General features: G+C 71.6%; 24 protein-coding genes and 1 riboswitch. Of the genes, 8 read left to right on the top strand and 16 right to left on the bottom strand.

The genetic code is table 11. The features are described 5' to 3' along the window. The first annotated feature begins 3 nt into the window (after positions 1-3). On the top strand, positions 4-1515 hold the full coding sequence (locus ELY19_RS16440; RefSeq protein WP_126197185.1) for an alpha-(1->6)-mannopyranosyltransferase A: 1512 nt from the start codon (positions 4-6) through the stop codon (positions 1513-1515). After that, positions 1512-1820: a hypothetical protein gene (locus tag ELY19_RS16435; protein WP_126197184.1), complete on the top strand. Its 309-nt coding sequence runs from the start codon at positions 1512-1514 to the stop codon at positions 1818-1820. The genes ELY19_RS16440 and ELY19_RS16435 overlap by 4 nt, the downstream gene beginning before the upstream one ends. A 98-nt stretch (positions 1821-1918) precedes the next feature. Here ELY19_RS16435 and ELY19_RS16430 read toward each other — a convergent pair whose 3' ends face one another. Then, entirely contained in the window at positions 1919-2299 is a 381-nt protein-coding gene (locus tag ELY19_RS16430) for an Rv2175c family DNA-binding protein (RefSeq protein ID WP_126197183.1), read from the bottom strand. Between the two features lie 97 nt (positions 2300-2396). Between ELY19_RS16430 and pknB the strand changes: the two genes are divergently transcribed. Genes pknB through ELY19_RS16415 form a run of 3 tightly spaced genes read left to right on the top strand, consistent with a single transcriptional unit; the run spans position 2397 to position 6526 of the window. Continuing rightward, positions 2397-4592 carry a Stk1 family PASTA domain-containing Ser/Thr kinase gene (gene pknB / locus ELY19_RS16425; protein ID WP_126197182.1) on the top strand — a complete coding sequence of 732 codons (2196 nt, stop codon included), beginning with the start codon at positions 2397-2399 and terminating at the stop codon, positions 4590-4592. Positions 4593-4608: 16 nt separating this feature from the next. After that, a complete protein-coding gene (locus ELY19_RS16420; protein ID WP_126197181.1) occupies positions 4609-5376 on the top strand; it encodes a GTP pyrophosphokinase in 768 nt (255 codons plus the stop codon). Between the two features lie 40 nt (positions 5377-5416). Beyond that, positions 5417-6526, top strand: coding sequence for an ElyC/SanA/YdcF family protein (locus ELY19_RS16415; RefSeq protein WP_126197180.1), 1110 nt, complete (start codon positions 5417-5419; stop codon positions 6524-6526). Here the strand turns inward: ELY19_RS16415 and ELY19_RS16410 are convergent. Next, the gene (locus tag ELY19_RS16410; protein WP_126197179.1) at positions 6523-8397 is read right to left on the bottom strand and encodes a propionyl-CoA synthetase; all 1875 of its coding nucleotides are present in this window, start codon (positions 8395-8397) and stop codon (positions 6523-6525) included. The two genes, ELY19_RS16415 and ELY19_RS16410, sit on opposite strands and share 4 nt — an antisense overlap. 147 nt (positions 8398-8544) lie before the next feature. Between ELY19_RS16410 and ELY19_RS16405 the strand changes: the two genes are divergently transcribed. After that, complete coding sequence (locus ELY19_RS16405; RefSeq protein ID WP_126197178.1) at positions 8545-9501, top strand: DUF998 domain-containing protein; 957 nt, start codon at positions 8545-8547, stop codon at positions 9499-9501. Here ELY19_RS16405 and ELY19_RS16400 read toward each other — a convergent pair whose 3' ends face one another. The 8 genes from ELY19_RS16400 to ELY19_RS16365 all read right to left on the bottom strand — a co-directional run bounded on the left by ELY19_RS16400 (position 9502) and on the right by ELY19_RS16365 (position 15724). After that, a complete protein-coding gene (locus ELY19_RS16400) occupies positions 9502-10899 on the bottom strand; it encodes a class II 3-deoxy-7-phosphoheptulonate synthase (RefSeq protein ID WP_126198884.1) in 1398 nt (465 codons plus the stop codon). A gap of 74 nt (positions 10900-10973) precedes the next feature. Further along, positions 10974-11450 (bottom strand): polyadenylate-specific 3'-exoribonuclease AS, encoded by a 477-nt coding sequence (locus ELY19_RS16395; protein WP_126197177.1) that lies wholly within the window; start codon positions 11448-11450, stop codon positions 10974-10976. A gap of 11 nt (positions 11451-11461) precedes the next feature. Then, positions 11462-12172: a lysophospholipid acyltransferase family protein gene (locus ELY19_RS16390; RefSeq protein WP_126197176.1), complete on the bottom strand. Its 711-nt coding sequence runs from the start codon at positions 12170-12172 to the stop codon at positions 11462-11464. Between the two features lie 75 nt (positions 12173-12247). Beyond that, positions 12248-13198 (bottom strand): ROK family protein, encoded by a 951-nt coding sequence (locus ELY19_RS16385; protein WP_126197175.1) that lies wholly within the window; start codon positions 13196-13198, stop codon positions 12248-12250. Then, positions 13195-13653, bottom strand: coding sequence for a hypothetical protein (locus ELY19_RS16380; RefSeq protein ID WP_126197174.1), 459 nt, complete (start codon positions 13651-13653; stop codon positions 13195-13197). The genes ELY19_RS16385 and ELY19_RS16380 overlap by 4 nt, the downstream gene beginning before the upstream one ends. Continuing rightward, positions 13646-14875 (bottom strand): ArsA family ATPase, encoded by a 1230-nt coding sequence (locus tag ELY19_RS16375; RefSeq protein WP_126197173.1) that lies wholly within the window; start codon positions 14873-14875, stop codon positions 13646-13648. The genes ELY19_RS16380 and ELY19_RS16375 overlap by 8 nt, the downstream gene beginning before the upstream one ends. Next, a complete protein-coding gene (locus ELY19_RS16370) occupies positions 14875-15279 on the bottom strand; it encodes an SRPBCC family protein (RefSeq protein WP_232015635.1) in 405 nt (134 codons plus the stop codon). The genes ELY19_RS16375 and ELY19_RS16370 overlap by 1 nt, the downstream gene beginning before the upstream one ends. Before the next feature lie 52 nt (positions 15280-15331). After that, complete coding sequence (locus ELY19_RS16365) at positions 15332-15724, bottom strand: hypothetical protein (RefSeq protein WP_126197171.1); 393 nt, start codon at positions 15722-15724, stop codon at positions 15332-15334. Positions 15725-15846: 122 nt separating this feature from the next. Between ELY19_RS16365 and ELY19_RS16360 the strand changes: the two genes are divergently transcribed. Then, complete coding sequence (locus tag ELY19_RS16360) at positions 15847-17649, top strand: AMP-dependent synthetase/ligase (RefSeq protein WP_126197170.1); 1803 nt, start codon at positions 15847-15849, stop codon at positions 17647-17649. Between the two features lie 52 nt (positions 17650-17701). Here ELY19_RS16360 and ELY19_RS16355 read toward each other — a convergent pair whose 3' ends face one another. The 6 genes from ELY19_RS16355 to ELY19_RS16330 form a co-directional block, all read right to left on the bottom strand. After that, positions 17702-18220 carry a hypothetical protein gene (locus ELY19_RS16355; RefSeq protein ID WP_126197169.1) on the bottom strand — a complete coding sequence of 173 codons (519 nt, stop codon included), beginning with the start codon at positions 18218-18220 and terminating at the stop codon, positions 17702-17704. 17 nt (positions 18221-18237) lie between these two features. Then, the gene (locus ELY19_RS16350; protein ID WP_126197168.1) at positions 18238-18762 is read right to left on the bottom strand and encodes a hypothetical protein; all 525 of its coding nucleotides are present in this window, start codon (positions 18760-18762) and stop codon (positions 18238-18240) included. An 83-nt stretch (positions 18763-18845) separates the two neighbouring features. Then, a complete protein-coding gene (locus tag ELY19_RS16345) occupies positions 18846-19976 on the bottom strand; it encodes a glycosyltransferase family 4 protein (protein WP_126197167.1) in 1131 nt (376 codons plus the stop codon). Positions 19977-19991: 15 nt separating this feature from the next. Then, entirely contained in the window at positions 19992-21035 is a 1044-nt protein-coding gene (locus ELY19_RS16340; RefSeq protein WP_126197166.1) for an NlpC/P60 family protein, read from the bottom strand. A 60-nt stretch (positions 21036-21095) separates the two neighbouring features. Beyond that, on the bottom strand, positions 21096-21758 hold the full coding sequence (locus tag ELY19_RS16335; RefSeq protein WP_126197165.1) for a C40 family peptidase: 663 nt from the start codon (positions 21756-21758) through the stop codon (positions 21096-21098). A 14-nt stretch (positions 21759-21772) separates the two neighbouring features. Next, positions 21773-21923: riboswitch (cyclic di-AMP (ydaO/yuaA leader) on the bottom strand. Positions 21924-22044: 121 nt separating this feature from the next. Next, positions 22045-22290, bottom strand: coding sequence for a hypothetical protein (locus ELY19_RS16330; protein ID WP_126197164.1), 246 nt, complete (start codon positions 22288-22290; stop codon positions 22045-22047). A 119-nt stretch (positions 22291-22409) separates the two neighbouring features. On the opposite strand from ELY19_RS16330, the gene ELY19_RS16325 reads away from it, so the two are divergent. Then, positions 22410-24239: a DEDD exonuclease domain-containing protein gene (locus ELY19_RS16325; RefSeq protein ID WP_126197163.1), complete on the top strand. Its 1830-nt coding sequence runs from the start codon at positions 22410-22412 to the stop codon at positions 24237-24239. The last annotated feature ends 1 nt before the right edge of the window (position 24240 follow it).

Genomic DNA, 24240 nt, shown 5'->3' with positions numbered 1-24240 from the left:
GGGATGTCCGGATCAGTTCAGTCCGCGCTGCGCGGCTACAGCACCTTCCTGCGCTCGCCCGAGGGGCGCCCCGCCCTGCTCGGGCTGCTCGGCGCGGTCCTGACCACCCTGGGCAGCTTCGGTGCGGGGGCGATCCGCGTGCACGACACCACGCTCGAGGCGGCGCACCTGTCGTGGCTGCGTTTCGGCCACGGCCTGGTGCTGAGCTCGATCCTGTTCTGGACCGGGATCGCCCTGCTCGTGATCGCGTGGATCCGGCTGGGTCGCGGCGCGCTCGCCGGCCGGCTGGAGGTCCCGCAGGTCGCCGGCACCGTCGCGCTGTGGATCGCGCCCCTGCTGGTGGCCGTTCCCCTGTACTCGCGCGACGCGTACTCCTACCTCGCGCAGGGGGCACTGCTGCGCGACGGCTTCGACCCGTACGTCGACGGCCCGGTCGTGAACCCGAACGGCCTCCTCGACGATGTGAGCGGCATCTGGACCACGACCACCGCGCCCTACGGCCCGCTGTTCATCCTCATCGCGAAGTGGATCACCCAGTTGTGCGGCGACGACGTGCTCGCCGGCGTCATCGCCCTGCGGCTCGTCATGCTCCCCGGCATCGCCCTCTCGGTGTGGGGCGTCGCGAAGCTGGCGCGGCACTTCGGTGCGAAGCCGTCCGTGTCGTTGTGGTTCGCGGTGCTCAACCCCCTGGTGATCGTGCATCTCGTGGGCGGCGTGCACAACGAGGCCCTCATGGTGGGCCTCATGGTGGCGGGCATCGCGATGGTGCTCGACCGGCAGCACCTGTTCGGGGTCGCGGTGATCGTGACGGCGGTCGCCGTCAAGGGCACCGCCGCGATCGCGCTGCCCTTCGTGGTGTGGATCTGGTTCCATCACCGGCGCGAGGCGAACCCCGGGGAATCGACGGCGAAGGCCTTCGGCACGGTGCTGGCGGCCTCGCTCGGCGCCTTCGTCGCGCTGTTCGCGGCGTTCTCGCTGATCGCCGGCGTGGGCCTGGGCTGGACGACCGCGCTGGCCGGGTCGATCAAGATCATCAACTACATCACCCTGCCGACGGCGGTCGCGCAGATCACGGCGTTCCTGGCCGCCCCGTTCACCGACCTCCACCTGGCACCGATCCTCGTGGTGACCCGCGCGCTGGGCATCGTCCTGCTGGCGGTCACCCTCGTGGTGCTGTGGTGGCGGTTCCGGCAGAACGAGCGGCGCAACGTCATGGGCATCCTGCTGGGGCTGCTCGCCGTGTGCGTGCTCTCCCCCGCATCGCTGCCCTGGTACTACACCTGGCCGCTGGCCGTGGCGGGCGCGTTCACCTGGTCGCGGCGCACGCTGGCGATCATCGCGGGCCTGTCGGTGTGGCTCATGGTGGTCTTCATGCCGACGGGCTCGATCGGCCTGTACTCGCTGTGGAACGTGGCGTTGGCGGTCGCGCTGGGCGCGCTCGCCGGCTGGTCGCTGCTGGGCCCGGACCCGCTGAAGGTCCGGCCGAAGCTCGGGCTGGCACCCTCCGTCGTGTGATGGACGAGCAGTTCACCGTCGAGGCGTACCCGCTGAGCGAACGCGACGCGGTCACCCTCCGGGACAGGGTGCGAGCTGTCGTCTCGGACGGTGTGATCGTCGAAGCTGTGGGACACTCGACCTGGTTGACCGAGCACTTGCCACCAGAGAACCTCCATCACAGACTGCGGTTGCTCCGGCGACTCGCCACACAGTCTGACGCACTCACAGGAGTGGAGCGGGTCGTACTCGAGAACATGATCTACGAATACGAGTCGTGGCTCGAAGAGAACGGCCACCCGACGACGAGACCAGAGCCGGAGTGACCCGCAGCCATTCAAATTCTGAATAGCTTGGTGCAACAGCATCACCCGGACTCGCGTACTTCAGCGTCCGTCCGGGTTCGCGGCGAACGCGCCAGTGGTCAGAACGCCATCGACTGCGCGCGGCGGATGATCTCGCGCGCGGAGTCCGTGTGCAGCAGCTCGGCGGGGCAGTCGCCCAGGTCCTCCTGCGGCTCGAACAGCCAGCGCAGGATCTCCTCCTCGCGGAAGCCGCCGTCGCGGAGCACGCTGAGCAGGCCCGTGAAGTGCTTGGCGATGGAGAAGCGGCCGTCGACCTCGCCGAAGAACAAACGCGGGATGTGGAAGTCGCCACCGCGCCGGACGGCGATCAGCTGCCGGTCGCGCAGCAACTGCAGCACCTTCGACTGCGACACGCCGAGGCCCTTCGCGACCGTGGAGACGCTGTAGGTGGCGGTGCCCTCGGGCAGCAGATCGTCGCTGAGATACGGGACGGAGCTCACCGTCACACTGTACCCAGCGCACGGATTCGGCCCTTCCACCCCCGGGGTCGCTAGGCTGAACTGTCGACACCGCACACATCGAGAGGACCCGGAGAAGGTGAACACCCCGCGCGACCGGCTGATCGGTGCCCGCATCGAGGGCCGCTACCGCATCGATGCGGTGATCGCGCGTGGCGGCATGTCCACCGTCTACATGGGCCTCGACCTGCGGCTCGACCGCCCCATCGCGATCAAGGTGATGGACCCCAAGTACGCGGCCGACGCGCAGTTCGTCTCCCGCTTCGAGTTCGAGGCGCGTGCGGTCGCCAAGCTCAAGGATCCCGGTCTCGTGGCCGTCTACGACCAGGGCGTCGACGGAGACCTGGCCTTCCTCGTGATGGAGCTGGTCACGGGCGGCACGCTGCGCGAGCTGCTCGGCGAGCGCGGCCCCATGCCTCCGCACGCGGTGGCCGCCGTCATGGGGCCCGTGCTCACGGCGCTGGGGACGGCGCACCGGGCCGGCCTGGTGCACCGCGACGTGAAGCCGGAGAACGTCCTCATCTCCGACGGCGGCGAGGTCAAGGTCGCCGACTTCGGTCTGGTCCGCGCCATCGCCGCGGCGTCCGTGACCAGTTCGTCGGTGATCCTCGGCACGGCCGCGTATCTCTCGCCGGAACAGGTGGAGTCCGGCAACGCCGATGCCCGTTCCGACGTCTACTCGAGCGGCATCCTCGTCTACGAGTTGCTCACCGGCCAGGTGCCCTTCACCGGCGACACCGCGATCTCGCTCGCCTACCAGCGGCTGCACAACGACGTGCCGCGGCCGGGCGCCGCGATCGCGGGCGTGCCGCCGGAGTTCGACGAGTTCGTCGCCCGCGCCACCGACCGCGACCCGTCGCGCCGCTACGCGGACGGCTTCGCCATGGCCGAGGCCCTCACCGCGATCGCCGAGGACCTCGACCTCCCGCCGTTCACCGTGCCCGCGCCCCAGTCGAGCGCGGAGCAGCGCGCCGCCGCCGCGATGTACGCGCAGCGCGGCGAGCCGCTGATCCCCGCCGCCGCCGAGCCGACGGGCGCGCTCATGCCGGGGCAGCCTCGCCCCGGCCAGGCCGTGCCCGGCGCCCCGCCCGCAGTACCGCCGCCCACCCTCGCGCAGCCAGCCGCGCCGGCCACCCCGGTCCAGCACACCCGTGCCGAGACGATGCACGAGCCGCTGCCGTCCGAGAACGCCCCACCGCAGTGGGTGCCGCCCCGGAAGGGGCGCGCGAAGTCGTGGATCATCGTCGCGCTCATCGCGGTCGTCTCCCTCCTGCTCGCGTTCGGCGGGTGGTGGTTCGCGTCCGGGCAGTACACGACGGTGCCGAACGTCACGGGTATGGATCGCCCCGCGGCGGAGCAGGCGATCAAGGACGCGGGTCTCGACGTCGAGCTCGCCGGCAGCTACAGCAACGACATCACCGAGGACACGATCACCCGGGTCGACCCGTCCGCCGGCAGCCGGATCAGCCGCTTCGGCACCGTCACCATCGAGTACTCCCGCGGGCGCCCGACCGTCCCCCAGTTCCGCCCGGGCGACAGCCCCGAGAACGTCGAGAAGCAGCTGCGCGACAACGGCCTGGTCCCCAAGCAGGGTCCGGCGCAGTTCAGCCGAGACATCCCGCAGGGCGGTGTCATCGGCCTCTCGCCCACGCCCGGCACGCGCGTCGCCGTCGGCTCGACGGTGACAGTGGTCGCCTCCGCCGGCAACGAGCCCGTCGACATCCCCGACGTGCGCGGCCGGACCCCCGAGGAAGCCACGACCCTGCTGCGCGCGGCGGGTCTCTCGGTCAAGGAGACCAAGCAACAGTTCGACTCCGGGACCGAGGCCGGGAAGGTGTTCGGCACCGACCCGTCGGGTCAGGTGAACAAGGGCGGCAGCGTGACGCTGCTCGTCTCGAACGCCCTGACCGTGCCCGACGTGACCGGTAAGACCGCGGCCGAGGCGCAGCAGTTGCTGCAGCGCGCGGGCCTCGTCGCGGAGATCACCGGGGAGACCGGCTCGGGGTCGGTCGTCACGTCGACGAGCCCGTCCGCGGGTGGCCGCGTCGACCCGGCGAACAAGCGGGTCACCGTCACGATGGCCTCTCGCGTCACGGTGCCGTCGGTGACCGGCATGAACGTCGCCCAGGCGCGGTCGGTGCTCCGCGACGCAGGCCTGCAGGTCAAGGTCAACGGCATCTTCGCCTCCGACAAGTCGCAGGTCATCTGGCAGGATCCGGGCGGCGGCTCGCGCGTGCAGGCCGGGTCGACGGTGACCGTCACGGCCCTGCCGTGACGACCCGGGAGCGTCGATGAGCAGCCCCGCGCCGTTCGATCCCGGCTTCGTTCCCGACGCCGCGACACTGGCCCGGGCACGCCGCATGCGCGACGAGCTGACCCGCTTCCTCATGGAGTACCAGTTCGCCGTGAAGGAGGTGCTCACCAAGGTGACGATCCTCCGCGAGGAGTTCCTTCAGCTGCATCGATACAACCCGATCGAGCACGTCACCTCGCGGATCAAGAAGCCCGAGAGCATCGTCAAGAAGGTGGCCCGCCGCGGCATCGCGCCGGAGCTGCCGCTGATCCGCGAGACGATCACCGACATCGCGGGCATCCGGATCACGTGCAGCTTCATCGCCGATACCTATCGGATCCTCGAAACGATCACCGCACAGGACGACGTGCGCGTCGTGGTGGTCAAGGACTACATCGCATCCCCGAAGCCCAACGGCTACAAGAGCCTGCACGCCATCGTCGAGATCCCCGTCTTCCTCTCGACCGGCCCCGTGCACGTGCCCGTCGAACTGCAGATCCGGACGATCGCCATGGACTTCTGGGCCAGCCTGGAGCACAAGATCTTCTACAAGTACGACGGTGCCGTCCCCGCCCACCTCCAGGATGAGCTCTCCGCGGCTGCGGCCGTCGCCGAGCAACTGGACCGCCGGATGGAACAGCTGCACACGCAGGTGCACGGCGAACACGACACGGAGTCGGACCGCGACCGCGACGCCGCGGAGACCGAGCTCGCCGGCGACGAGCTCCTCGGCCGCCTGCTCAAGCTCGCCCAGCGCGCGGACTGATACCCGGCGCGGCGCGGGCCCGCGGGCTAGCCTGTGCCCCATGAAGCGGACCTCCGCCCTGCCCCGGACCGTCGCCCTCGCCGCGATCGGCGCGATCGTTCTCGCCGGCTGCACGTCGAACTCCCCCGACGGTGCGCCGGCGCCGTCCGCGGCGTCCTCGTCCGCCGCGACGCGCGGCGTCGCAGGCCAGGTGGCCGCGCTGCTCGCGGAGGCGAAGGAGGCCTTCGACTCCCCCACCCGCACATCGACTGCCGGTAACACCGACAAGACGGTGGACAACATGGCGGTGGTCGAGCAGAAACTGCTGGCCGCGTCCGCGCTCGCGCCGTACCGGGCCGACCTCCTGTTCAGCGCGGCGTCGGCGCGGATCGCGCAGAAGAACGTCCCCGGCGCCCTGGAGCTGTACCGCAAGGTCCTCGACGTCGCGCCGGACGACGACGATGCGCACACCTACCTCGCCGTCTGGAACCGCTTCCTCGGCGACGCCGCGGGCTCGGCGGCGGAGGTCGAGCAGCTGCGCCGGGTCGCACCCGACCGGGTCCCGGAGGTCGAGGCGCTGTTCACCGCGATCGATCGGGCCGTCGGGGCCACCCTGACCGACTCGCCGCCGCGGATCGCCCCGCCGGCCACCGGCATCGTCGTGCTCGGCTACGCGCTGAAGAAGGACGGCACGATGGACGCGCCGCTGATCCAGCGCCTGGAGAAGACCCTCGAAGTGGCGCGCGCCCTCCCCGCGGCACCGATCGTGGTGACCGGCGGCGTGGAGCAGGCCGGTAACACCGAGGGCGCGCTGATGAAGAACTGGCTCGTGGAGCGGGGCGTCGACGCGGCGCGGATCACCGACGAGAACTTCGCCCGCACCACCGTCGAGAACGCGCTGTACAGCTCGTACGTGCTCGCGACACAGCGGATCGAGCACGCGATCGTCGTGAGCTCCGCGAGCCACGTGCGGCGCGGCACCGTCGACCTGATCCTGGCGGCGCGGGAGAACCTGCCCGCGACGTTCACGGTGAGTTCCGTAGCGGCCGTGGACAAGCCGCTCGCCGAGCTGGCGACGCCGTCCACGGATGAGCTGCGCAGCATCTACCGCGACGCGCTGAGCACCCTCGGCCTCTGGAGCTACCGCAGCGCGCCGCTGCTGCAGCGCTAGCCGCGGAGCACGCCCCGCAGGTCGTCGAGGACGGCCGGGTTCTCGATCGTCGACGGGACCGCCTCGTCGCGTCCCTCGGCGATGGCGCGCATGCTGCGCCGCAGGATCTTCCCGGAGCGGGTCTTGGGCAGGGCCGCGACGATCGCGACCTCCTTGAGCGCGGCGACGGCGCCGATCGTCTCGCGCACCTGCTGGACGATCTCGGCGCGCACCGTGTCGTGGTCCCAGTCGCCGCCGGCCTTGAGCGCCACCAGCGCCCGCGGCAGCTGTCCCTTGAGCTGATCCGCGACGCCGATCACCGCACACTCCGCGACGGCGGGGTGCCCGGCGATCGCCGCCTCCAGCGCGCCGGTCGAGAGCCGGTGCCCGGCCACGTTGATCACGTCGTCGGTGCGGCCCATGACGAACAGGTAGCCGTCCTCGTCGAGATAGCCGCCGTCGCCCGTGAGGTAGTTGCCGGGGAACGTGGACAGGTACGACTCGATGTACCGTGCATCCGCGCCCCACAGCGTGGGCAGCGTTCCGGGCGGCAGCGGCAGCGAGATCACCACGGCGCCTTCGGCGCCCGCGGGCACGTCCTGCCCGGCGTCGTCGACGATCCGCACGCCGAACCCCGGCACCGGGACGGTGGCGCTGCCCGGCTTGACCGGCATCGGCTCCACCCCACGGAGATTGGCCGCGATCGGCCAGCCCGTCTCCGTCTGCCACCAGTGGTCGATCACCGGCACGCCCAGTTTCGCCGACGCCCACTCGTACGTGTCCGGGTCGAGCCGCTCGCCCGCCATGAACAGCGTCCGCAGCGACGAGACGTCCGACTTCGCAAGGAACTCCGCATCCGGGTCCTCCTTGCGGATCGCGCGCAGCGCTGTCGGCGCGGTGAACAGGTTGCTCACCCCGTGCCGCTCGATCACCCGCCAGAACGCACCCGCATCCGGGGTGCCGACGGGCTTGCCCTCGTAGACCACGGTCGTGGCGCCGATGAGCAGCGGCGCGTAGACGATGTAGCTGTGGCCCACGACCCAGCCGACGTCAGACGCGGTCCACCACACCTCGCCCGGGTGCGCGTCGTAGATCGCCCGCATCGAGTAGGCCAGCGCCACCGCGTGGCCGCCGTTGTCGCGCACCACGCCCTTCGGCTTGCCGGTGGTGCCGGAGGTGTAGAGGATGTAGAGCGGGTCGGTCGCCGCGACCGCGACCGGATCCGCGGGCTGCGCGGCCGCCTCCGCCGCTGCCCAATCGTGATCGCGCGGGCCCAGTTCCGCCGTCAGCTGCGGCCGCTGCCACACCACCACCGCATCCGGCTTCGCCTCCGCGGCGTCGATCGCCGCGTGCACGATCGGCAGGTACGGCAGCACCTTCGAGCCCTCGAGGCCGCACGACGCGGTGACGATGGCCTTCGGCCGCGCGTCGTCGAGGCGCGCCGCCAGCTCCGGCGCCGCGAAGCCGCCGAACACCACCGAGTGCACCGCCCCGATCCGCGCGCACGCCAGCATCGCGACCACCGCCTCGGTGATCATCGGCAGGTAGATCACCACCCGGTCGCCCTTGGTCACGCCGAGGCCGGAGAGCACGCCCGCGAACCTCGCGACGCGCTCCAGCAGCTGTGCGTACGTGAGCGTCTGCACCTCGCCCGTGATCGCCGAATCGTGGATCACCGCCGGCTGATCGCCCCGCCCGGCCGCCACGTGCCGATCGACCGCGTTCACACACGTGTTCAGCTCCGCATCCGGGAACCAGCGGTACAGCGGCGCGCCCGCACCGTCGAGTACTTTCGTCGGCGGTGTGATCCAGTCGATCGCGGCGGCCTGCTCGGCCCAGAAGCCCTCCGGATCGGTCATGCTGCGGCGGTATTCGTCGGCGTAGGCACCCATGGGTGCATGGTCCCAGGGGACCGGTGGAGCGGCGGGTGATTCCGGCGATTTGTGGCCCGCCTCATCGGGAAGCCGGGCGGCCGGCGCGGCGCCTTGTTAGCCTCCGGGCGACCGCACCTGCGGGGCCGCACGGCGAAGGGAGTCGCGATGGCGGAGACGAGCGGCGGCGCGCGCCGGAGCTGCGCCCTGGACACCATGCCCGCCGAGGACCGCCGCGCGATCGAGGAATCGAACTCGGTGCGGTCACTGCTCATCATCCGGTTCTACGGCGGCGCCGTGGGGCTGCTGCTCCCCGTCGCCCTCATCGCCGTGGACTTCGCCACCTCGGGCGAGTACTGCGTGCGGGTACGGGACTCGCTCAGCGTCTACTACCACTCGGGGGCGCGCGACATCTTCGTCATCGGGCTGGGCATCGTCGGGTTCCTGCTGTTCTCCTACAAGCTCAACCGGAGATCCGAGGCGAACGCGCTGAGCACGGTCGCCGGCGTGGCCGCGATCGCCGTCGCCGCCTTCCCGACGGGACTTCCCGGACCGGTTCCCGCGGGCGAGTGTGGCGCGGGCGCGTCGCCGCCGGCGGCGACGCCCCTCCAGGTCGCGTTCGGCATCGACCGAACCGCCGCGGTGCACGTGATCGCAGCGCTGGTGGTGTTCGTGATGTTCGTGCTCATGTGCGTCACGACCGCGCTCCACGACCGGCGGAATCCGTTCCTGCGGCCGGCGGTCGCGCCCGTGGGGAGCGGCGGTCTCCGGCGGCTCCTCGCGCAGCTGTCCAATCGTGCCGGTTGGCGGTTCCACTTCGGGTGCGCGCTCACGATCGTGGTGGTGAGCGGGCTGTGTCTGCTCGCCGCGCGGGCGGGTGCGACGCTGCCGCTCCACCTCGGTCCGCTGTGGGTGGCCGAGGTCGTCGGCATCCTGGCGTTCTCGGCGTCGTGGTTCGTCAAGGGCCTCGACGACATGTTCTTCCGCCGCGAGCCGTGGTCGCAGCGCGACCTGTCCGACATCCGGATGGGCGTCGCGCAGGGCGAGGCCCTCACGCTGCTCCCGTGCGGTGACGACGGGGTCCCCGCGGGCGGCGCCGCCCGGGAGCTCCGCTACACCGTGTGATCAGCCCCGGAGCATCTCCGCGACCAGGAAGGCCAGCTCCAGGCTCTGCTGGGTGTTCAGGCGCGGATCGCAGGCGGTCTCGTACCGGCCCGCGAGGTCCGCGTCGGAGATGTCCTGCGCGCCGCCGAGGCACTCGGTGACGTTCTCGCCCGTGAGCTCGACGTGCACGCCGCCCGGGTGCGATCCGATGGCGCGGTGCACCTCGAAGAAGCCCTGCACCTCGTCGACGATGCGGTCGAAGTGGCGGGTCTTGTAGCCCGTCGAGGACTCGTGGGTGTTGCCGTGCATCGGGTCGCACTGCCAGATCACCTTGTGACCCGTCGCCTCGACGGCCTCGACGATGGGCGGCAGCGCGGTGCGCACGTTGCCGTTACCCATGCGGGAGATCAGGGTGAGCCGGCCCGGCTTGTTCTTCGGGTCCAGCCGCTCGACGTACTCGACCGCTTGCTCGGGGGTGGTGGTCGGGCCGATCTTCACGCCGATCGGGTTGTTGATCAGCTCCATGAAGGCGATGTGGGCGCCGTCGAGCTGGCGGGTGCGCTCGCCGATCCAGAGGAAGTGCGCCGACAGGTTGTAGAGCACCTGCTGGGCCTCGGGGTCGTCCGGGTTGTCGGCCAGGCGCAGCAGCCCGCGCTCGTAGTCGAGCACCAGCGCCTCGTGGCTCGAGTAGATCGTGGCGGACTTGAGGTTCCGGTCCTCCACGCCGCACGCGGCCATGAACCGCAGGCCGCCGTCGATCTCCGAGGCCAGGGCCTCGTACCGGGCACCGGCGGGCGAACTCGCCACGAACTCCCGGTTCCACTCGTGCACCTTGTGCAGGTCCGCCATCCCCGAACCGGTGACGGCACGCACCAGGTTCATGGCGGCACTGGCGTTGGCGTACGCACGGATCAGGCGCGACGGGTCGTGCTTGCGCACCGCCTCCTCCGGCGGGAAGCCGTTGACCATGTCGCCGCGGTAGCTGGTCAGTCCCAGCGCGTCGGTGTCGGACGAGCGCGGCTTCGCGTACTGGCCCGCGATGCGGGCGACCTTGACCACCGGCATCGACGCGCCGTAGGTCAGCGCGACGGCCATCTGCAGCAGGGTGCGGATGTTCGCCGTGATGTGCGGCTCCGTGTTGTCGACGAAGGTCTCCGCGCAGTCGCCGCCCTGGAGCAGGAAGGCGCGCCCCAGCGCGACCTCGGCCAGCTGATCCTGCAGGGACTGGATCTCCGGCGGCACGGTGATCGGCGGCACCGACTCCAGCACCGTCCGCATCGCGTCCGCCTGCTCCCGCGGCCAGCTCGGCTGCTGCAGGGCCGGCTTGGCGAGCGCGTCGTCGAGGCGCTCACGCAGGTCACCCGGGAGAGCCGGGAGCTTGGGGAGAGTATCGATGGGGACGTCGACGGTCCAGTTCACTGCCACGTGAGAGAGATTACGCCGAGCGGACGCGCCCGGGTCACGAGGGCGGACGCGACCCGATCACGCGGGCGCTACGCACCCGTGATCGCCCGGTACTTGGCGAGGTTGTGCCGGGCGTCGGCGAGTGCGTCGTGCGCATCCGCCGGCGCAGCGGGCAGCGCCGGGCGACCCCGCTCGTCCCACAGCTGCTTGAGCTCGCGGGTGAACCGCGGCATGGACCGGGGCAGCGCCGTCATCGGCCCCCAGAGCTGGCACAGCGCCACGTGGTCGTAGGCGGCGACCCACGCCCAGAGTTCGATGTCGCCGGGGCCGGCGCTGAGGAAGTCGAAGACCCCGTCGCGGATCGCAGCGCGCGATTGCCAGAGCCTGCTGGCCGGCGGCGGCAGCTTCGGCAGCACGTTCGCCCGCACCCACGGCCCGGCGGCCTCGGGATCGAACTCGGTGGAGACGGCGTAGAACTCGCGGCCGTCCTCGCCGACGATGCCGATCGAGACCAGGTCGATGACCCTTCCGTCCTCGATGAATTCCAGGTCGTAGAAGTACTTCACGGGGGTCGACGCTACGCGGCGCCGGCCTCCCGCTCCTCGCCCGGGACGACCACACCGTCCTTGACGTCCTGGGCGTAGACGTCGACGTAGGCCTGGCCGGAGAGCTTCATCAGCTCGTACATGACCTCGTCGGTGATGGCGCGCTCGATGAACCGGTTCCCCGACATGCCCTCGAACCGGGAGAAGTCCAGCGGCTTACCGATCCGCACCTGCACCTTGGTGGGGTGCGGCAGCGTGGAGCCGGGCGGGTTGAACTTCTCGGTGTCGACCATGGCGACCGGGATGATCGGGGCGCCCGTCTCCAACGCCATCCGGGCCATGCCGGTCTTGCCCTTGTACAACCGCCCGTCGGGGCTGCGGGTGCCCTCCGGGTACAGGCCGAGGAGCTGGCCGTCCTTGAGCGCACCGACCCCCGCGTCGAGCGCGTCCTGCGCCGCACTCGCGCTGCCGCGCACGATCGGGATGCAGCCGACGGACGAGAAGAACCACTTCTTGAAGGCGCCCTTGAGGCCCTTACCGGTGAAGTACTCGCTCTTGGCGAGGAATTTGATGGGGCGGGGCACCATGAGCGGCAGGAAGAACGAGTCCATGACCGCGAGGTGATTGCTCGCGAGGATGGCCGGGCCGTCCTTCGGCAGGTTCTCGACGCCCACCACGCGGGGGCGCCCCAGGAGTCGTAGGACCGGTCCGATCAGGACCCATTTGAAGACCATCCACCACATGTCGCCCAGCTCTCGATTCCCGACTCGACGTGCTCCGCCTCACTCTACCGACGGCGCGCGGCCCGCGCCGGGCGATCAGGCCCGCACGGCGTCCCGCGCGAGGGCGGCGGCACCGAGCATCCCGGCGCGTTCGCCGAGTTCGGTGGCGCGGATCCGGGCCTTGCGACGGTACTTCCCGCCGGTGAGCTGCTGCGCGAACTGGTCCCTGGCGTCGTCGAGGAACAGCCGCGACGAGGCGCCGACCCCGCCGGACAGGATGATCAGGTCCGGGTCGAAGACGTCGCTGACCATCGCCAGCCCCACGCCGAGCCAGCGGGCCAGCTCCCCGACCGCCTCCTGCGCCACGGGGTCACCGGCCTCGGCCGCGGCGGCGACCTTGCGGCCCGTGAGCGACCCCGGGTCGTCGGCCAGCTCGCGCGCGAGCAGCACCCCGCGCGAGCCCTTCGGCCCCATGAGATCGATCGCGGTCTCCACCAGCGCGGTTCCGCTGCAGTAACGCTCCCAGCACCCCCGCTTCCCGCAGTCGCACGGCCGACCGTCGGGCACCACCTGCAGGTGGCCCAGCTCCGGCGCCACGCCGTACGCCCCGCGGTAGAGCTCCCCGTCGATGAGCAGCCCCGCCCCGATGCCGGTGCCGAGCGCGACGACGCACGTCACCTTGGACTGCCGGGCCGGACCGTGGACGAACTCCGCCCAGGCGGCGGAGTTCGCGTCGTGCTCCATGATCACCGGCAGGCCGATCCGCTGCGTCATCTCGGCGGGGACAGCGGTGTCGCGCCACGGCAGGTGCGGCGCGAAGGCGACTCGTTCTCTGGCCGGATCGAGGAAGCCCGCCACGGCGAGCCCCACGGCCTTCACGTCGTGCTCGACGCACAGCTCCTGCACCACCCGGTCGAGGCAGCGCTCGAGCGCCGCGGCACTGCGGGGCGTCTCCGCCCGGGCCGTATCGACGACGGTGCCGTCGTCCGTCACGACGCCCGCGCGGACCGAGGTGCCGCCGATGTCGATGCCGATCGTCAGCGTCATTGAGACTGGTCCTCCCCGGGGCCCGAGAGTCGGATGTCGATGCGTTCGTAGCCGCCCGGGGACGGCGGTGCGGCCGGTCGCGGGGACTCGTCCGCTCCCGGCTCGGCGGGCGTCCCGGTATCCGGCGCCGCGCCACCCACGGTCGCGAGGTAGTCGGCGGCGACGGCCGCGGCGGTGGTCCGCGCACTGCCCAGTAGTTCCTCGGCGAGGCGCAGCAGATCCGCCAGCACCTCGTCGGCGAAGTGGCCGAAGGATTTCGACGCCTCGGCGGCGAAGGGCTCGATGTGCCGGGCGACGGCGCCGCCCAGCGCGCACAGCCGGCAGGCGCCGGGGTCGCCCTCGGGGTGCGCGGAGTGCTCGGCGAGCGCCGCGGCGATCCACGGCCGGGCGGTCTCGAACAGGCGCGCCGCGGAGGTGAGGAACTCGTCGGCGGGGTCGGGGGTGGGATCAGCCACGGGGCCACACCTCCGGGTCGGGGACGAAGGACACGCGCAACTCCCCTTCCTCGTACGTCGCGCCCGCAACGACGCAGCGGCGCAACACAGACGGTAGCCGGATCCGGCGCCGCACACCCTGGGCTTCGACCACGACGTCCTCGTCGACCCGGCCGAGGCCGATCGTGGCGGGGTCCACCAGCGGCAGTGCGACCGCCCACTCGTAACGCGCGTCGAGCCCGGCGCCGCCGGTCGGGCGGACCTCCGGCACCGGTACCGCGGCGGGTTCCGCGTCGAGGATCGCGGCCGCGTCCCAAGCGAGGTCCGCCGTGGCGGCGGGGGTGAGTACGGGATCGGCCGCCTCGGCCGCCTCGAGGACGGGACGGTCCAGCACCGTCGCCACCTCGGCGAGCGCCTCGCGCGCATCGTCCTGGGAGGCGACGCGCGACCGGACCGACTGCACCGCGGGGTGGGGCAGGTCCAGTGCGAAGCGGTCGTCGACGGAGATCAGCCGGTTGAGCACGATCGCCACGGGGCGCAGCCCCAGCACCTCGAGCGCGGCCAGCTCGCCGCGCGCTCGCGCCGCCCGGCCCCCGTCGCCCGTCACCACGTGCACCAGTTCGAGGGCGGCGCGGTCCGCCACGAACGCGGCGAGCCGGTCCGCGAGCCCCGCAACGGGCTCGGCGAGCAGCAGCGCGGCGAGCGAGCCGGCGGCGGGCCCGGCCGCCGGGCCGGAGAGCCGGACGTGCCGCGGCCACACCCGCTCGAGGTACACGGCCAGCGACGCGGGGGCGCTCAGCAGGGAGACCAGGCCGTCGAACGCGGGACCGTCCACGACGACGGTGCGGTACGCACCCGAATCGACGTGCCCGGTGATCGCGCGGAGGACGAGGACGTGCTCCGCGTCCGCGAGGCCCGTCAATTCGGGCGGCTCGAGCGCGAAGGGGTCGAACCCCGCGGCACCGGCGTCGGCGCCGTCGCCCGCGAGCCCCCGGCCGGCTCGGACGGTGGCCGCCAGGCCCTCCCACCACTGCGCGAGCAACTCCACCGGGTTCAGGTGCACGTGGTCGAACGGCCCCGTCCCGTCGGCCAGGAGCGGGTCGACGGCCCGCCCGACGGTGACGAGCAGGGTCCGCCCGCGCCCCGCGGCACGGGCCGCCAGCGACGTCGCCAGGGTGGTGCGGCCCGCTCCCCCGGCTCCGGACACCAGCAGCAGCCGGGTCGCGGTGCCCTCCCCGGACATCAGGATTCGGCCGCCGACTCGCCCTCGACGTGGCGCTTGAGCTCCTTGAGGGCGGTGTCGGTGATCGCCTTCTCCGCCTTGCGGCGGAGCATTCCGAGCATCGGGATCTGCAGGGTCACCTCGAGCGTGTACGTGACCGTGGTGCCGGCACCGTCGGCGGTCGGCGTCAGGTCGTACCGGCCGTGCTGGGTGCTCTGCAGCGTGCTCGCCGCGAGGTCCCATTCGACCGATCGGCCGCCGGGCGCCCAGCGGTACTCGAGCTCGTACGTATCCCGGAGGAAGCCCTCCTCCAGGACGAACCGCACGCGCCGCGGATGGCCGTCCGGGGTGGTCTCGAGGACCGTGACCTCGCGCGCCGCCGAGACCCACTCGGGGTAACGGTCGAAGGCCGAGATCGCCGCCATGATCCGCTCCGGAGGCGCTGCGATGACGATGGATTCGCGGGTGCGTTCCGCGTCAGACACGCTCCACCTCCCCGGCGGCGGGACCGCCCAGGACGCGACCGTCCTCTGCGGTGAACTTCACGTCGAACATCACGTCGTGCCCGCGGACCCGGCGCTCGCGCACCTCGGCGACGATCTGCTCGGGGGTCCTGGGCGTCGTCGGCTCCGCGTGCAGGAAGTAGTGCAGCAGGCTCCCGTCGAGGTGGGGCTCGATCCAGAACTCCGAGGTCCCGGTGACGGGACCGTCGACCTTCCAGCGGATCCCCTTGTCGCCCCGGTCCTCGGTGACGGTCAGTCGCAGGTCGGGGAACCAGCCGCGCCACCGCTGCGCGCCCGCCATCGCGGCGGCCACGGCACTCGGGTGGGCGGCGACGAAGGCGACGTCGGCCACTTGGATGGTGCTCACCTCCTAAGCTTCACACATCCGGCTGCGGGGCGGACGGTGCCGGGTCGGTTCGGGCCCGGAACCCGCCCGGATCAGCGGTGTAAGGTTCACCACAACACCACCGTTTGCGACCCGGAGGATTCGTGCGCGAGATCAGCGTTCCCGCCAACTACACCATCGACCCCTCGGCCTCCACGGTCGACGTCGTCTTCGATGTGGCCCGCACGGACCCGGACAGCGTCCGGATCAAGCGCCTCGTCGCGGGGACCTGGGAGCCGGTCACCTCCAAGCAGTACGAGCAGGAGATCCTGGGCGTCGCGAAGGGGCTCATCGCACAGGGCGTCAAGCCCGGCGACCGCGTCGCGCTCGTCTCCTCGACGCGGTACGAGTGGCCGCTCATCGACTTCGCGATCTGGGCCGTCGGCGGCGTCACCGTGCCCGTCTACGAGACGAGCTCCTCCGGGCAGATCGACTGGATCCTCGAGGATTCGGACGCCGTCCTCATGATCATCGAGGGCCCGAAGCAGGCCGCCGAGGTGGCCGAACTCACGAACCTCCACTCCGTGCGGCGCGTGCTGCAGATCGACCCCACCGACGACGCGCCGGGTGCCGTCGCGACGCTCACCGCCGAGGGCGCGGAGGTCACCGACGAGCAGGTGCACGCCGGGCGTGCGGACGTGACGGCCGACGACCTGGCCACCCTGATCTACACCTCCGGCACCACCGGCCGCCCCAAGGGCTGCGAGCTGACGCACTCCAACCTCATGAGCGAGGCCGAGGCGATCCTCGCCTCCCCGTTCGGCGAGGCCATCCGCGGCGGCTCGAACGTCATGTTCCTCCCGCTGGCGCACGTGCTGGCGCGCGCCGTGAACATCGCCTGCTTCAAGGGCGGCGCACTCGTCGGGCATTTCAACGACACCAAGAACCTGGTGCCGCAGTTCTCGGTGTTCAAGCCCACCCTGATCCTGTCGGTCCCCCGCGTCTTCGAGAAGGTGTACGCCTCCGCCCAGCAGAGCGCCGTCGACGGCGGTAAGGGCAAGATCTTCGACGCGGCCGTGCAGACCGCGATCGAGTACAGCCAGGCCCAGGACACCGGCGGCGCCGGCCTGATCCTCAAGGCCAAGCACACCCTGTTCGACAAGCTGGTCTACGGCAAGCTCAAGGCCGCGCTCGGCGGGAACTGCAAGGTCGCGATCTCCGGCGGCGCTCCCCTCGGTGCCCGCCTGGGCCACTTCTTCCGCGGCGTCGGCGTCACGGTCATGGAGGGCTACGGCCTCACCGAGACCACCGCGGCGATCACCGTGAACGTGGCGGGCGCTCAGAAGATCGGCACGGTCGGGCGACCGCTCGCCGGCCAGGCCGCGAAGATCGCCGAGGACGGCGAGATCCTGCTCAAGGGCTCCGTCGTGTTCCGCGGGTACTGGCACAACGAGGAGGCCACCAAGGCCGCCATCGAGGACGGCTGGTTCCACACCGGCGACCTGGGCTCGATCGACGACGACGGCTACCTGTCGATCACCGGGCGCAAGAAGGAGCTCATCGTCACGGCGGGCGGTAAGAACGTCTCCCCCGCCGGCCTGGAGGACGCGCTGCGCAGCAACCCGCTGATCTCGCAGGCGATGGTCGTCGGCGACGCGCAGCCCTACATCGCCGCGCTGGTCACCATCGACCCCGAGGCGTTCCCGCAGTGGAAGGCCGCCAACGGCAAGCCCGAGTCCGCGACGGTCTCCGACCTGCGCAACGACCCCGACCTGCTGGCCGAGATCAACAAGGCCGTCGCCGCCGCGAACGAGACCGTCTCCAAGGCCGAGGCCATCAAGAAGGTCCGCATCCTGCCCGAGGACTTCTCCGAGGAGACCGGTGAGATGACGCCGACCATGAAGGTCAAGCGGAACGTCGTCTCGCAGAAGTACGCCGACGACATCGCCGAGCTGTACGCGAAGTAACGCACGAACCCGCTACCGCCGCACCGGCTCCCGGTGCGGCGGTTCTGTTCACCTATCCGGCGGTGCGCGGCGCGGCCGACCAGGATGATGGGACGTCGATCACGACCGGGCGGATATCCCAGCGGCCGCTTCCACCGTTGATCGTCACGTCGAAGTGATCCCCGCCTCTGTGCAGGTTAACGTGGTAGTCGCACCGCACCGCATAGGCCGCGAGCGATTGCCCGACTTCAGTTTTCATCGTGATCACCGATCGCCGCTCGGGGTACGTCGCGAGGACGGCCTCGTCCACGTCGTTGCGGAGCCGAGACAGCTCGGCAGGACCCGGATCAGTGAGCCCCGCGGAAGCCGCAGACCGGCCGAGCGACTCACGGAGTCGGGATTCGACGACGCCACCGGTCCAGGACACTGGCACCTCGCCGTACGCTCCGCCACCGAAGACCGCGAGGGCCGCGCCCGGTGGCGACGGCAGCGCACAAGAGTCATCGATACGCGAGACGGCGTCGACTTCGATCGACGGCGCCCGGACGGGCGTGCAGCCCACGACGACGATCGCGGCGAACGCCACCGTCACGCGCTTCGAAGTTCGCTTCACTGGACGTCGGCCACCCGAGCGAATCCGCCGTTGGAGTTCACGACGGCGACCACCACCCGGCCGGAGCCGGCCTCCACGTCGACGTCGAACGAGCGCCCGTCCACACGAAATCCAACCCGGTACTGACACCGCGGCTCGAAGACACCGCGGTACTCGCCCGCGGGCACGGCGAACTCGTACTGCATCACGCGCTCCGGGATGGAGCGAAGGATCACCTCGTCGACGTCGCGCACCAGATCGTCGAAGTCGTCCCCTTCGGGCACCACGAAGTCCTCCGGCACCGAACGCTCGCCAAGAGCGCGACGCAGGGATTCCACGGCCACGCCGCGCGAGCGGAGCGTGCCCGTCGCCCGCACCGGACCACTCGTCCAATCAGCGGCGGCCCACCCCGGCTTGATGACGCACTCGCTCGTGCGCTGGGCGGAGGCCGGCTCGGGCCGCGGCAGCCCGCGCCCTTCTCCGCAGGAGACGATCGAGACCACTGCGAGCACCGCAGCCGGGACGGCGAACATCCGACGCATACGCCCATATTACCGAATTCGATATTCGAGATTGATAACATTGGCGCGCGTGCGCTCAGTACGGTGCGCTCAGTACGGTGCGCTCAGTACGGGTTGAGCAGGGTCTGCAGGCGATGGCCGAGGCGGCGCCAGTCGAAGTGCTCGGCCACCAGCTCGCGGCCGCGAGCACCCATCTTCGCGGCGCGGTCGGGGTCCGCGAGCAGGCCCGCGACGGCATCGGCGATGGCCTCGACGTCGCGCCCCGGCACGACATGGCCCGACTCCCCCTCCCAGACGGTCTCGGGCGCACCCCCGGAATCGCCGGCCACCACGGGCTTCCCGGTCGCGGACGCCTCGAGGAAGACGATGCCGAGCCCCTCCACGTCCAGGCCCGCACCGCGGGTGCGGCAGGGCATGGCGAAGACGTCGCCGAGGTTGTGGTGCGCGGCGAGTTCGTCGAACGGCACCGAACCGGTGAAGATCACCTGTTCCTCGACGCCGACCTTCCGCACCAGCTTGTGCAGCGTCTCCGCATACGGGCCGCCGCCGACGATCACGAGCTTCGCGCCGGGCACCTGCCCCCGGATCCGCGGTAGAGCGCGGATCAGCATGTCCTGGCCCTTGCGCGGCACCAGCCGCGACAGGCACAGCACGACGGGCTCGTCCTCGGCCAGGCCGTAGCGGGCACGCAGGGCGGAGCGGGCGGCATCGTCGGGCCGGAAGACGTCGGTGTCGACGCCGGGCGGGAGATGCTCCAGAGCTGCGCGCGGGCCGAAGGCCGCGGCGAACCGGCCCCGGGTGTACGTGCTGACGTAGGTGATGACGTCGGTGGTGTCGCCGATGCGGCGCAGGCAGGCCCGCGAGGGCGGGAGCATCGACCAGCCCACCTCGTGCCCGTGCGTGGAGGCGACCGTGCGCAGCGCACCGGCGTCCTTGAGCGGTGCGCCCAGCAGCGCCAGCGGCGCGGCGGCGCCGAACCAGACGGTCTCGATGTCGTGGGACCGCACCAGATCGCGGGCTCGGGAGAGCGCGTCGGGCGTGGGCAGCAGCAGCGTCGTCGGATGGCGCACGACCTCGAAGGGCTGCGCGGCGTCGTACTCCTCGCTGCCGCGCCACCGCGATGCGTACACGACGAGCTCGTCGGCGGGAAGCTGCCGCACGAACGCCTGGAGGTAGGTCTGGATGCCTCCGGGGCGGGGCGGGAAGTCGTTGGTGACCAGCAGCGTGCGCGGCATGGTGCCCAAGCCTAGCTAGAAGCGCACCGCCGAGTTGTACGGGCCTGCGGCGTCGACGGGGACGACCTGCACCGGAACACCGAAGGTGGAGGCGTGCACCACCTTTCCGTCGCCGACGTACATGCCGACGTGCGTGGCACCCGGGTAGTAGACGATGATGTCGCCGGGCTGCAGCTCGCCGCGGGAGACCGGACGCCCGCCGTTCAGCTGCGCCTGCGAGGTGCGGGGCAGCGACTTGCCGGACTGCTGGTAGGCCCAGACCATCAGGCCCGAGCAGTCGAACTGGCCCGGCCCGGTGCCGCCCCACGCGTACGGCATGCCCACACGGGTCAATGCCGCTCGTACGGCGGCGAGCTCTGCGGTGCTCCCCGGCGGCACCTTGCTGGGATCGAACGGCGTGGGCGGGCCGATGAGGGTCTGCCGCTGGGCACCGGTGAGCCGGTCGTAGATGGCCTTGATCCGCGCGATCTCCTGAGCCAGGCGTGCCTTCTTCTGCCGCAGATCGGAGGCCTTGCGCTCGGCCTCGGCACGGGTGTCCTCGGCCGACTTGGCGGCCTCGGCGGCGCGGGTGGCCGCGGAGTCGGCGGCGGCCTTCGACTTCTTGTAGGCGTCGACGGTGGCGACGACGTCGCGGTTGACGAAGTCGAGCGTCGACATCTGGTCGAGCATCTGCTGCGGCGAGTCGCTGACGAGGAGCGCGTAGGTGCGGTTCGTGCGCGAGCCCTTGTAGTTGGCCACGACGACCGCGTCGATCTGGGGCTGCAGCGCCGCCTTCCGGGCCTGCACGGCGGCGACCTCGCGCTTGGCGGCCACGAGCGTGGCATCGGCGGCACGCTTGGCGGCGGTGGCCTTCTCGGCGTCCTCCTGCGCGGCCTTGGCGGCCTCGTTCGTTCCGGAGGCCTGCTCCGACAGCGCTTCGTACTGTTTGAGCGCGGCGTCGGCGGTGTCGGGGTCCGCGGTCGCACTACCGACAACGGTCAGCCCGGCCACCAGGGCGAGCGCTGCGGACGCGGCGGAACCGCGCAGCACCAGGGAGCGGGAGGGGGAGGTCGAAGACACGGCCGAGCAGGTCCTTCCAAGCTGGAGCACGATTGCGAACGCAATCACTACCAGATTACGTCAGTAACGACGGGCGGAGTAGACCGACATCTCGTTGAGCGGGCTCACCTTGACCGGGATGCCGTAGTTCACCGAGTGCACGACCTTGCCGTTGCCGATGTACAGGGCGGCGTGGCTGCCGCCGTTGTAGATCACGATGTCGCCGGGCTGCAGGTCCTTGATCGCGATGGCACGACCGCCGCCGAGCTGTCCGTAGCTGTCGCGCGGCACGGTGATGCCGGCCTGCTTCATGGACCAGTAGACGAGGCCCGAGCAGTCGAACGAGTTGGGGCCGGCGGATCCGTACGAGTACGGCAGGCCGGTGCGCGACAGGGCCGCCTGGACGACCTTGGCCTTGGCACCGCCCGGCTGGGCGCCCGCGACAGTGGTGACGCCGGGCTTGGGCGCCACGGCGACGTCGCTGACGACGGTGGGCCGCGCAGCAGTGGTGCGGGAGGCGACCCCCGGCTTCGCGGGCTTGGCCTTCCCGGCCACGGGTGCGGGCTTCGCATTCGGCACCGCAGGGGCGGGCTTCGCGTTCGGCGCCGCCGGTGCGGGGGCGGGCGCTGCGAATGCGGCCGTGGGGGCCGCGAACGTACCGATGGTCACGGCGCCCGCTGCAAGCGCACCGCGAGCGGCGGTGGCACCCCGGCTGGGCTGCGGCTGAAGTCGGTGTTTCGCCACGAAGCGATTCTCCTAAGTTTCTTCCCGACCGCCGACCGAGTTAGCTGACGGGTTCGGGCGAGGAAGATGCCCTACCCCGGAGGCTCGGAAGCCTCCGGCGATTCACCCCGGATAACGCGTGTGGGTCCCCGGCGAGGCCCGCGGCCTCTTAGGCGGTGACCTCGGGAGACGGGACGGCTTTCGCCCCGGGCTCCTCCGCAAGGTCTCAGAAAGATTACGAAACGGAAACGCAGCTGTCTAGCCGGACGCGCCGGGGAGACACCCCGGGGCTACCCCGAGACACCCCTCAGCCGGCACGTTTCGCCTGGTCAGGGACAACCCGCAGATGCGGCAACATTCCCTCGCTCACAAAGGCCGCGATCGCGTCACTCAGACCGGGTTCCGTCGTGACCGGGGCCTGCCCGGCCCCCTCCGCCGGATCCCCCACGGGCGGCGCTGCCACGACGACCGGGCCGAGGAGGAAGCCCACCGCGCAGTCGTCACACGCGCGGGGCTTGGCGGGGCAGGTGGAGCAGTCGACGTGCAGTGTCATGGCGGCTTCCCTTCGGTGTCGGGTCTCGATGCCGGCGACGCTAACGCCGCCCACCGACAGTTTTCGAGCGCGCGTTCGGGCCCCGCGAACCTGTCGGTGGGGTGTTCTACGGTCGGCGCATGCAGCTCAGCCTGGACGATTGCGAGGCGGGCACCGTCGACCCGCCGCTGCGCGAAGTGACCTTCGTGGTGGTCGATCTGGAGACCACCGGCGGGTCCCCGCGCGGAGGGGACGCCATCACCGAGATCGGCGCGGTCAAGGTGCGCGGCGGCGAGGTCCTGGGTGAGTTCGCCACGCTGGTCGATCCCGGCTGCGGGATCTCCCCGCACATCACCCACCTCACCGGCATCACCACCGCGATGGTCACGGGAGCGCCCCGGATCGAGTCCGTCCTCCCGTCCTTCCTCGAGTTCGCGCACGGCGCCGTCCTCGTCGCGCACAACGCCCGGTTCGATCTCGGCTTCCTCAAGGCGGCGGCCGCCGCGACCGGCACCCCCTGGCCGAAGCCCGCGTCACTGTGCACGGTCCAGCTCGCCCGGCGCGTGCTGACGCGGGACGAGGCACCGTCCGTCAAGCTGAGCGAGCTCGCGCGCCTGTTCCGCACCGAGACCACGCCCACGCACCGCGCGCTCGACGATGCGCGGGCCACCGTCGAGGTCCTGCACGGGCTGATCGGCCGCGTCGGCAACCTGGGCATCCACACGCTCGGGGAACTGCGCGGGCACCTCCCGTCCGTGACGCCGCAGCAGCGGGCCAAGCGCCACCTCGCAGACCCGCTGCCGGAACGTCCGGGCGTGTACCTGTTCCGCGGGCCGGGGAACGAGGTGCTCTACGTGGGCACGTCGGGGAACCTGCGCCGCCGGGTGCGCAGCTACTTCACCTCGGGCGAGACGCGAGGCCGGATCAAGGAGATGGTGGGCCTCGCGGAGCGCGTGGATCACGTGGAGTGCGCGCACGCCCTCGAGGCGGCGGCGCGGGAGCTGCGCCTCATCGCCGCGCACACTCCCCCGTACAACCGCCGGTCGAAGTACCCCAAGCGCGGCTGGTGGATCTGCCTCACGGCCGAGGCCTTCCCCCGGCTCGCCGTGAAGCGCTCCGCGCCGGCGGGAGCCGCGTGCATCGGGCCGGTGCGCTCGCGGTCCGACGCGGCGGACCTCGCGGAGTTGCTCGCCGAGGCGTGCGGCCTCCGCACGTGCACCACCCGTCTGCGGGCCGGGGCGCTCCACACGTGCGCCCTGGGCCCCGACGGTGCGCGCCCCCTCGGCGGGTGCCAGGCCTCCGTCGCGGCACCCGAGCCGGCGGCGCTGTACCGACCCCGGGCCGACCGGGCGGCTGCGGCCCTCACCGGTCGCTCATCGGAGGTCTTCGCGGCGCTGGAGGCGCGCCTGGCGGCACTCGCGGAACGGGAGTTCTTCGAATCGGCGGCCCGGTTGCGCGACCGAACCGCCCGCCTCGTCGACGCGGTGGCCCGCTCGCATGCGCTGGTCGCGTTCGCGGACGTTCCCGAGCTCTCGATCGCCCACCCGGACGGTGCGGGCGGCTGGGAGCTGTCGATCGTCCGGCACGGCCGGCTCGCGGCGGCGGGCGTGGCGCCGCGCGGTGTCCCGCCGATGCCCGTGTTCGACCGGCTGCGCGCGGGCGCCGAGTCGGTGTACGAGGCCGACGGGGGCGCGGACGCCGCGCCGGACGTGCCCGACACGCTCTTCCCCGCCGACACCCTGCACGGCGCCAGCCCGGAGGAGGCAGCGCTCCTGCGCCGCTGGGCCCTGCGGCCGGGCACCCGCATCGTCGACGTGCAGGGGATGTGGGGCGAGCCGACCGCGGGCGCGGGGCGCTGGCTCGAGTGGGCCGGCCGGGCGTCCGAGGCGGGACGGGAGGCCCGGTCGGCGGCGGCGCATCCCCGCGGACCCGCCAGGCAATACAGTGAGGGGGCCACGCACGCCGCGTGAG

Source organism: Tsukamurella paurometabola (assembly GCF_900631615.1).
GTDB classification, from domain to species: domain Bacteria; phylum Actinomycetota; class Actinomycetes; order Mycobacteriales; family Mycobacteriaceae; genus Tsukamurella; species Tsukamurella paurometabola_A.
Note: the sequence above shows the minus strand (reverse complement) of the source record. Positions and strands in the feature narration are given on the sequence as shown.

Coding starts and splice junctions, on each gene's coding strand:
- ELY19_RS16440 (WP_126197185.1), top strand. CDS start 4: ATGTCCGGATCAGTTCAGTCCGCGCTGCGCGGCTACAGCACCTTCCTG.
- ELY19_RS16420 (WP_126197181.1), top strand. CDS start 4,609: ATGAGCAGCCCCGCGCCGTTCGATCCCGGCTTCGTTCCCGACGCCGCG.
- ELY19_RS16415 (WP_126197180.1), top strand. CDS start 5,417: ATGAAGCGGACCTCCGCCCTGCCCCGGACCGTCGCCCTCGCCGCGATC.
- ELY19_RS16410 (WP_126197179.1), bottom strand. CDS start 8,397: ATGGGTGCCTACGCCGACGAATACCGCCGCAGCATGACCGATCCGGAG.
- ELY19_RS16405 (WP_126197178.1), top strand. CDS start 8,545: ATGGCGGAGACGAGCGGCGGCGCGCGCCGGAGCTGCGCCCTGGACACC.
- ELY19_RS16390 (WP_126197176.1), bottom strand. CDS start 12,172: ATGTGGTGGATGGTCTTCAAATGGGTCCTGATCGGACCGGTCCTACGA.
- ELY19_RS16385 (WP_126197175.1), bottom strand. CDS start 13,198: ATGACGCTGACGATCGGCATCGACATCGGCGGCACCTCGGTCCGCGCG.
- ELY19_RS16375 (WP_126197173.1), bottom strand. CDS start 14,875: ATGTCCGGGGAGGGCACCGCGACCCGGCTGCTGCTGGTGTCCGGAGCC.
- ELY19_RS16370 (WP_232015635.1), bottom strand. CDS start 15,279: ATGGCGGCGATCTCGGCCTTCGACCGTTACCCCGAGTGGGTCTCGGCG.
- ELY19_RS16350 (WP_126197168.1), bottom strand. CDS start 18,762: ATGCGTCGGATGTTCGCCGTCCCGGCTGCGGTGCTCGCAGTGGTCTCG.
- ELY19_RS16345 (WP_126197167.1), bottom strand. CDS start 19,976: ATGCCGCGCACGCTGCTGGTCACCAACGACTTCCCGCCCCGCCCCGGA.
- ELY19_RS16330 (WP_126197164.1), bottom strand. CDS start 22,290: ATGACACTGCACGTCGACTGCTCCACCTGCCCCGCCAAGCCCCGCGCG.
- ELY19_RS16325 (WP_126197163.1), top strand. CDS start 22,410: ATGCAGCTCAGCCTGGACGATTGCGAGGCGGGCACCGTCGACCCGCCG.